The organism is Burkholderia sp. ABCPW 111 (assembly GCF_000773065.1).
Classification (GTDB): Bacteria; Pseudomonadota; Gammaproteobacteria; order Burkholderiales; family Burkholderiaceae; genus Burkholderia; species Burkholderia savannae.
This window is the reverse complement of the sequence record NZ_JPWT01000065.1, coordinates 62,414-71,236: the sequence shown is the minus strand read 5'-3', so window position 1 is coordinate 71,236 and position 8,823 is coordinate 62,414. Positions and strand designations below refer to the sequence as shown.

Sequence of the window (8,823 nt, the reverse complement as noted above, 5' to 3'; positions counted from 1 at the left end):
CTACTGCTTCAACGGCAACCTGATCATGCGCGCGACGGGCGACCGGATGCTGCTGTCGCCGCCGCTCGTGGTTTCGAAGACTGAGATCGACGAGATCGTATCGAAAGCGAAGAAGGCGATCGACGCGACCGCGCAGCAACTGGGCCTTTCCTAACCGTATTGCCAATCGGGCGGGCGGCGCTCGTGCGCCGCTCCCCACCTTCATCATCAGGGGAACAACATGAGTGTGAGCCATCTTCGTCATGCGGTCGCGCGCGCTGCGTTCGTCGCGCTCGCCGGTGCGTCGGCCTTGTCCGTTCCGGCCGCGCAGGCGGCCGGGGTCGAGCTGAACGTCTACAACTGGTCCGACTACATCGCGAAGGACACGATCCCGAACTTCGAGAAGCAGACGGGCATCCACGTCAAGTACGACAATTACGACAGCGACGACACGCTGCAGGCGAAGCTGCTCGCGGGCAGCTCCGGCTACGACATCGTCGTGCCCACGTCGAACTACATGGCCAAGCAGATTCAGGCGGGCGTCTATCAGAAGCTCGACAAGTCGAAGTTGCCGAATCTGTCGAACCTCGATCCGACGCTGATGAAGATGATCTCCGACGCCGATCCGGGCAATCAGTACGGCGTGCCCTGGGCGTTCGGCACCGACGGCATCGGCTACAACGTACAGGCGGTGAAGAAGGCGCTCGGCGAAAACGCGCCCGTCGACAGCTGGGCGCTCGTGCTCGATCCGGCGAACCTGTCGAAGCTGAAGGGTTGCGGCGTGTCGTTCCTCGATCAGGCGGTCGACGTGTTCGCCGCGACGCTGCAATACATGGGCAGGAATCCGAACAGCACGAATCCGGCCGACTACCAGGCGGCGTTCGACGTGCTGAAGAAAGTCCGCCCGTACATCACGCAGTTCAACTCGTCCGGCTACATCAACGATCTCGCGAACAACGACGTGTGCGTCGCGCTCGGCTGGTCGGGCGACGTCGGCATCGCGCACCGCCGCTCGGCCGAAGCGAAGCGCTCGTACGACATCAAGTTCTCGAACCCGAAGGAAGGCGGCCTGCTGTGGTTCGACGTGATGGTGATTCCGAAGGACGCTCCGCACGCGGAAGCCGCGCTGAAATGGATCAACTACATCGAGGACCCGAAGGTCAACGCGGCGATCACGAACGAAGTGTTCTACCCGACCGCGAACCGCGCGGCGCGACAGTTCGTCGTGCCGGGCGTCGCGCAGGACCCGACCGTCTACCCGCCCGAAGACGTGCTGAAGAAGATGACGCTGATGCGGCCGATGCCCGCCGACATCCTGCGTCTCGAAAACCGCCTGTGGGCGCAACTGAAGACGGGACACTGATCACGAACGACGGCCGCGGGCAGCAGTCGCTCAACCGCTGCCCGCCCGAAGCAAGCAAGCCGGCGCCGGCGCGTTCGACCTGAAACGCCCGACGCCTCGACTCCCGGTCGCAGTGCCTCCGCGATTCGCATCGTGCGCGTCGCGCGGGAGCGCTCATGCCTGCGATCCCCAACGAAGGATGGCTACATCATGAAATCGACGCCTTCAATCGACACCGCGCAACTGGCGCGCCCCCCGGCCGGCAAACCGTCCGGAACGAACGAGTTCGTCCGCATCGAGAACGTCGTGAAGAAATTCGGAGACAGCACCGCCGTCGACAACGTCAGCCTGTCGATCGCGAAGAACGAGCTGTTCGCGCTGCTCGGCAGCTCCGGCTGCGGCAAGTCCACGCTGCTGCGGATGCTCGCCGGGCTGGAGACGGCGACGTCCGGGCGCATCTTCGTCGACGGCGAGGATCTCGCGACCCTGCCGCCGTATCGCCGCCCCGTGAACATGATGTTCCAGTCGTACGCGCTGTTTCCGCACATGACGGTCGAGTCGAACGTCGCGTTCGGCCTGAAGCAGGAAGGCACGCCCAAGCACGAGATCCGCGAGCGCGTCGCCGATGCGCTGCACCTCGTGCAGATGAGCCGTTACGCGCAGCGCAAGCCGCATCAGCTCTCGGGCGGCCAGCAGCAGCGCGTCGCGCTCGCGCGCTCGCTCGTCAAGCGCCCGAAGCTGCTGCTGCTCGACGAGCCGATGTCCGCGCTCGACAAGAAGATCCGCCAGAAGACGCAGCTCGAGCTCGTCAACATCATCGAGAAGGTCGACGTGACCTGCGTGATGGTCACGCACGATCAGGAAGAAGCGATGACGATGGCGAGCCGCCTCGCGGTGATGAGCGAAGGCCGGATCGTGCAGATCGGCACGCCGAGCGCGGTCTACGAATTCCCGAACAGCCGCTTCTCGGCCGAATTCATCGGCTCGACGAATCTGTTCGAGGGCGTCGTCGTCGAGGACGAGCCCGATCACATCTTCGTCGAAAGCGAGGACCTGGAGGCGCGGATGTACGTGAGCCACGGCGTCACGGGGCCGCTCGGCATGCCGGTCGGCATCTCGGTGCGGCCCGAGCGCGTGCGCGTGTCGCGCGAGCGCCCGAGCGCGCCGCACAACTGGGCGCGCGGCGTCGTCACCGACGTCGCGTACATGGGCAGCTATTCGCTGTACCACGTGCGCCTGCCGAGCGGCAAGACCGTCGTGTCCAATCTTTCGAGCTCGCACCTGATGCAGGAAGGTGCGCCCGCCTACAACGACGACGTGTTCGTCTCCTGGTCGCCCGCAAGCGGCGTGGTGCTGACGCAATGAGAACCTCTCCCTTTTCCTCTCCCTCTTCCTCGCTCGCGGCGGCCTCCTGCGCCGCCCGAAGCGCGTCGCCCGCGCGCGCGCTCGTCACGCGCATCGCGGCGCGCTTCACGCCGTCCGGCCGCAGCGTCGCGATCGGCGTGCCGTTCCTCTGGCTCACGCTGTTCTTCGCGCTGCCGTTCGTGCTCGTGCTGAAGATCAGCTTCGCCGATCAGGTGATGGGCATCCCGCCGTACACCGCGCTGATGAGCGTCAAGGACGGCGCGGTGCAGTTCGCGCTGCAGCTCGGCCATTACGCGTTCCTGCTGCAAGACAGCCTCTATGTCGCGACCTACGTCAGCTCGCTGAAGATGGCCGCGGTGTCCACGCTGTTCTGCCTGCTGATCGGCTATCCGATGGCGTACTACATCGCGCGCTCCGCGCCCGCGACGCGCAACCTGCTGATGATGGGCGTGATGCTGCCGTTCTGGACATCGTTCCTGATCCGCGTCTACGCATGGATCGGCATCCTGAAGGACGACGGCCTGCTGAACCACGCGCTGATCGCGATCGGCCTGATTCACTCGCCGCTGCGCCTCTATCACACCGATGCGGGCGTCTACATCGGGATGGTCTATTCGTACCTGCCGTTCATGGTGATGCCGCTCTACGCGCACCTCGTGAAGATGGACCTGACGCTGCTCGAGGCCGCATACGACCTCGGCGCGAAGCCCTGGGTCGCGTTCACGCAAATCACGCTGCCGCTGTCGAAGAACGGAATCATCGCGGGCAGCCTGCTCGTGTTCATTCCGGCCGTCGGCGAATACGTGATTCCCGAGCTGCTCGGCGGCGCCGACACGCTGATGATCGGCCGCGTGATGTGGGACGAGTTCTTCAACAACATGGACTGGCCGATGGCCTCCGCGGTGACGGTCGCGATGGTGCTGCTGCTCCTCGTGCCGATGGCCGTGTTCCAGTACTACCAGGTGAAGGAACTGGGGGACGCGAAATGATCAAGCCCAACAAGCCGCTTTCCGCCGGCGTGCTGACGCTCGGCTTCCTGTTCCTGTACATCCCGATCGCGAGCCTCGTCGTCTATTCGTTCAACGAATCGAAGCTCGTCACCGTCTGGTCCGGCTTCTCGCTGAAGTGGTACGCGGCGCTGTTGCAGGACGACGAGCTGCTGACGAGCGCGTGGCTGTCGCTGAAGATCGGCCTGTTGACCGCGTTCGCGTCGGTATTCATCGGCACGTGGGCGGGCTTCGTGCTCGCGCGCTTCGGACGCTTTCGCGGCTTCACGCTCTACACCGGGATGATCAACGCGCCGCTCGTGATTCCCGAGGTGATCCAGGGCATCTCGCTGCTGCTGCTGTTCGTCGCGCTCGAGCAGATGCTCGGCTGGCCGAAGGGCCGCGGAATGGTGACGATCTGGATCGGCCACGTGATGCTGTGTGTGTCGTACGTCGCGATCATCGTGCAGTCGCGGGTCAAGGAGCTGAACAAGTCGCTCGAAGAAGCGGCGCTCGATCTCGGCGCGACGCCGCTCAAGGTGTTCTTCGTGATCACGCTGCCGCTGATCTCGCAGGCGCTGCTGTCCGGCTGGCTGCTGTCGTTCACGCTGTCGATCGACGATCTCGTGCTGTCCGCGTTCCTGTCCGGCCCCGGCTCGACGACGCTACCGCTCGTCGTGTTCTCGCGCGTGCGCCTCGGCCTCAATCCCGAAATGAACGCGCTGGCGACGCTCTTCATCACCGCCGTCACGATCGGCGTGATCCTCGTCAACCAGATGATGCTGAGCCGCGAGCGCCGGCGCGAGCGCGACATGCGTCTTGCGTTCGCGCAGCCCGCGCCGTCCAACGCCGCCGAATCCGACGCGCCCGGCAGCGCGCCGCGCGCACCGCAAACCGCCGCGACGAGAAAGTCGCTCGGCACAGCCTGACGCCGCCCCGATCGCCCGAACGAGCACCGAAGTCCTTCGCAATACGATCAATCAGGAGAATTTGCATGAGAAAGAAGTTAATCTGTCTGCTCGTGGCCGGGTCGCTTCCCGGCTTCGCCGGCGCCGCATCGACGAGCGCGCAGATCAAGGCGCTGCAGGCGCAGCTGAACGCACTGCAGGCGCAGGTGAAGGAGCTGCGGTCCGCGCTCGCATCGCAAAACGGCGCTGCGGGCGGCGGCGCTGCGGGCAAGGGTGCGGCAGCCGCGACAGCCGCCGCGCCTGTCGACGAATCGTCGCCGGACTACGGCCGCGCACCCGCCGCGCTGACGAACGACGACGTCACGCAGATGAAGCAGCAGATCGCGAATCAGCAACTGAAGGTCGATTCGCTAACCGACGCGGCGAACACGGGGCCGATCGCGGGCCTGTCGGTGACGGGCTACATCGATCCGACCTACGTGTTCAACCGCGCGGCGAGCACGTCGTCGTTCCTGTTCGCGAACCACGAGAGCAACTACAACTACTTCAACAGCACGTTCGGCGATCTGTATCTCGACATCAAGAAGACGTTCGGCGTCGGCCCGATGGCGCCGTCGGCCGAGATCACGCTGATGCCGAACCGCGGCAACGGCATCACGCTCTTGCAGAACTCGCGCGGCAACATCGGCAACAACATCCTCAACACCGCGGTCGTCAACGTGCCGCTCAGCGCGACGACGACGCTCGTCGCGGGCCTCGTGCCGAGCTTCGGCGGCTACGAGGTGCAGCAGTCGAACCAGATGCTCACGCTCACGCACAACCTGCTGTACGACTTCTCCGATCCGGGCAGCTACATCGGCATCGGCGCGAACTACACGAAGGGCAACTGGGCGTGGAAGTTCCTGCTCGGCAACGAGCAGTACCGCACGTACGGCTCGGTCACGCAGACGGGCACGAACGCGCTCGGCGATCCGATCACGACGAGCAACAAGGTGCCGACGTTCACCGCGCGCGTCGACTACACGTGGTCGAGCGCGCTCGATCTCGGCGGCTCGTTCAACGTCGGGCGACAGACGCTCGGCAGCGCGACGACGCAGTCGGGCGCGATCGTCTACGGTCCGGGCGGCCAGGCGTCGAGCCCGTACGGCGCGTTCTTCTTCGCGGAAGCGGACGCCACCTATACGCTCGCCGACATTCAGTACAACGCGGAAATCGACTACGGCCAGCAACAGCACGCCGCGTTCAACGGCGGCCGCGCGCAGTGGTACGGGTTGTCGCTGCTCGCGCACCGCAAGTTCAACGTGCCGGTGCTCGGCCGGATGGGCGCGACGGTGCGCTACGACTTCCTCGCGAACAGCAAGAACGGCGGCGGCGGCGGCGGGATCGCGCTCAACGGCAACGGGATGGATACCGCGGACGGCTTCGGCATCGACGCGGACTGCCTCGCGACGTCGAAGGCGAACGGCGGCCTCGGATTCGAGTGCAAGGGCGCGAACCGGCAGGACGTCGCGCTCGATCTGCTGTTCTATCCGACCCAGCAGATCACCGTGAAGGTCGAATACCGGCACGACTGGGCGAACAACAAGGTGTTCCTGCGCAACGACGGCTCGTACAGCAAGTCCAACGATCTGCTCGCGACGCAGTTCATCTATTCGTTCTGACGCCGACGGCGCGACGGCGGGCGGCGTGCCGCACGCCCGTTCGCGCCGCATCCCGTTTTCCGTATCGCATTGCCTCATATTGCATATCGCGCATCGCATATCGCGGCCGCACGACCTCGCGATGCGCCGATGCCGATCGACTTCCACCATTTGCCCATGACCGACACCTTCTCCCGCCGAGCCGAAGCGCTCGCACGCCGCTCGTACTACGAAGCCACCGCCGCCCGTCCCGACGACGACCCGACGCTCGACGGCACGCTCGACGTCGACGTCTGCGTGATCGGCGCCGGCTTCGCCGGCCTGTCGACCGCACTCGACTGCTGCGCGCGCGGCCTGTCGGTGGCCGTGCTCGATGCGTACCGGCCGGGCTGGGGCGCGTCGGGCAGAAACGGCGGGCAGATGATCGCGGGTTTCGCGAAGGACGGCGAAATCGAGCGCCAGCTCGGCATCGACGGCGCGCGCGGCGCATGGGCGCTGTCGCTCGACGCCGTCGCGCTCGTCGAAGAGCGCATCGCGCGCTACGGGATCGACTGCGACTTCACGCGCGGCTACCTCACGGTCGCGACGCATCCGCGCCGCGTGCCGGAACTGCGGCAATGGATGGACAGCGCGACGTCACGCTGGGGCCACCCGTCGCTAGAATGGCTCGATGCCGATGCGATTCGCGCACGCATCGCGTCGCCGCGCTATGTCGCGGGCGTCCACGATCCGCTGTCCGGCCATCTGCATCCGCTCAAGTACTGCCTCGGTCTCGCCGAGGCGGCGCGCCGCGAAGGCGCGCTGCTGTTCTCGCACACGCCCGCGCTCGAAGTCGTGCGCGGCGCGCGGCCCGTCGTGCGCACGCAAGCGGGCGAGGTGCGCTGCCGCCACGTCGTCGCGTGCTGCAACGCGGGCCCGGGCGGCGTGCTGCCCGAGGCGACGGCCGCGCGCATCGCGCCGATCGCGTCGTACATCGTCGCGACCGAAGCGCTCGGCGCCGATCGCGCGAACGCGCTGATCCCGCGGCGCGAAGCGGTTTGCGACAACAATTTCTTTCTCGACTACTTCCGCTTGTCCGCCGACCACCGGATGCTGTTCGGCGGCCGCGCGAGCTCGTCGGGCGCATCGCCCGACTCGTTCGTCGACGCGATCCGCAGCCGGATGGTCGGCGCGTTCCCGCAGCTCGCCGACGTGCGCATCGAATTCGCGTGGGGCGGCTTCGTCGACGTGACGCGCAATCGCGCGCCGGACTTCGGCGCGATCGATCCGAACTACTTCTACCTTCAGGGCTTCAGCGGCCACGGCGTCGCGCTGACCGGCATCGCTGGCCGCATCGTCGCGAACGCGATCGCGGGCGATACGCGCGCATTCGATCTGTTCGCACGCTTCAGGCATCGACGCTTTCCGGGTGGCCCCGCGTGGCGGCAGCCCGCGCTCGAACTGGGCATGCTGTACCACCGCGTGCGCGAGCTGCTGTTCTGAACGCGCAATTCACCCGCCTTCGCCCGGCACGTTCGTCACTCGATTGCCACGATGCCGCAGGCAAGCGGCCGCTGCGCATGCATAAGACTCCGGGCGTTCGTTGCCTTCATGCATTCGATATTCGCGAGCGCGTTCTCCGTTTCAGCTCACTATGGAGAACGCCGCTCGAAGGCCCCTTCGATTCCGTCAAACGTTCCCGCCAAGCCCGATGGACTCGCGCTTCTCCATCTGAACGCAGAGCATCGTTTGGGCATGCTCGATCCCTTCTCGAACAGTCCTTGCAAAATCCCGATGAAGTCGAAGCGAGTTGATAATTTTTTCGGCAATGCCGCCCGGAGTCGCGCATCGGCTCACATAGTTTTCGATTTCACCAGGATTCAAGCCTCGAGGCCTAACCCGTCTCGCCCAGTCGATCACTCCTGCCCATTCATCGAGCCCGTAATCTCCGGCGCACTTCAATATATCTCGATCGCTAACGGCCACCCTCATGAATTCGCAGTACATCAATATGAACGGAAGGCACGTGCCAAGGACGGTAACCGGCTCGACCTGATTCTCGGATCGCACGTCCAACGTATTCGCCACGACGGATTTCAATACTTTCCTCGCCGATTCACTCGCGTCGCCGCACGTCGCGCCAAGTGCCTGCCCGCTGGAAATCGTATCCGGCGCGCTTATGATCGCCCGGGCAATCGAGCCCGACCCAAGCGCCGCATCGGACAATCTCGAAAGCGAAACGCCGGCCAGGAACGAGATGACTGTCTGCCCCTCCCTCAACTCGTAATCGGAAATCATCCGGTAATCGATCGGTCGAACGGTGTAAAAGATCACATCGCAATTCTTCATCACCGCATTCACGTCTACAAGACGATCTTCGACTCCCGCCGCCGCACTCGTCGCATGCGATTTTTGAGAACCACGATGTCCGAGCCAAACATTCCCACGGTCGAACCCGATATCGATCAAGCGCGACGCGAGAGCCACTCCCAGGTGCCCCGCACCGACAATTCCGATTCCTTGACTCGTCATCCCATCACCTCCGATAACCTTGGAAAGGTCAATTTGTTCTGTCATTGGGCCAATCGAGAAATCTGAAAACGGCCTGCAGTCGCCGTGCCGCG

7 protein-coding genes and 1 pseudogene are annotated in these 8,823 nt (G+C 64.9%); 7 read left to right on the top strand and 1 reads right to left on the bottom strand.

The genetic code is table 11. The features are described from left to right. The 7 genes and pseudogenes from X946_RS31085 to X946_RS13240 form a co-directional block, all read left to right on the top strand. Window positions 1–154 (top strand): annotated as a pseudogene (locus X946_RS31085) (aspartate aminotransferase family protein); the annotation flags it as partial. A gap of 66 nt (window positions 155–220) precedes the next feature. After that, window positions 221–1,342, top strand: a complete 1,122-nt coding sequence (locus tag X946_RS13265; RefSeq protein ID WP_038748247.1) for a polyamine ABC transporter substrate-binding protein — start codon at window positions 221–223, stop codon at window positions 1,340–1,342. Between the two features lie 189 nt (window positions 1,343–1,531). Continuing rightward, complete coding sequence (locus X946_RS13260; RefSeq protein WP_038748245.1) at window positions 1,532–2,686, top strand: ABC transporter ATP-binding protein; 1,155 nt, start codon at window positions 1,532–1,534, stop codon at window positions 2,684–2,686. Beyond that, entirely contained in the window at window positions 2,683–3,675 is a 993-nt protein-coding gene (locus tag X946_RS13255) for an ABC transporter permease subunit (RefSeq protein ID WP_038748243.1), read from the top strand. Before X946_RS13260 ends, X946_RS13255 begins: the two co-directional genes overlap by 4 nt. Further along, window positions 3,672–4,601 (top strand): ABC transporter permease subunit, encoded by a 930-nt coding sequence (locus X946_RS13250; RefSeq protein ID WP_038748241.1) that lies wholly within the window; start codon window positions 3,672–3,674, stop codon window positions 4,599–4,601. Before X946_RS13255 ends, X946_RS13250 begins: the two co-directional genes overlap by 4 nt. A gap of 65 nt (window positions 4,602–4,666) precedes the next feature. After that, window positions 4,667–6,241 (top strand): DUF3138 family protein, encoded by a 1,575-nt coding sequence (locus tag X946_RS13245; RefSeq protein WP_038748239.1) that lies wholly within the window; start codon window positions 4,667–4,669, stop codon window positions 6,239–6,241. Window positions 6,242–6,397: 156 nt separating this feature from the next. Beyond that, window positions 6,398–7,702, top strand: a complete 1,305-nt coding sequence (locus tag X946_RS13240) for an NAD(P)/FAD-dependent oxidoreductase (RefSeq protein ID WP_038748260.1) — start codon at window positions 6,398–6,400, stop codon at window positions 7,700–7,702. 186 nt (window positions 7,703–7,888) lie between these two features. Here the strand turns inward: X946_RS13240 and X946_RS13235 are convergent, their stop codons facing one another. After that, window positions 7,889–8,776: a pyrroline-5-carboxylate reductase family protein gene (locus tag X946_RS13235; protein WP_038748238.1), complete on the bottom strand. Its 888-nt coding sequence runs from the start codon at window positions 8,774–8,776 to the stop codon at window positions 7,889–7,891. Window positions 8,777–8,823 lie beyond the last annotated feature (47 nt).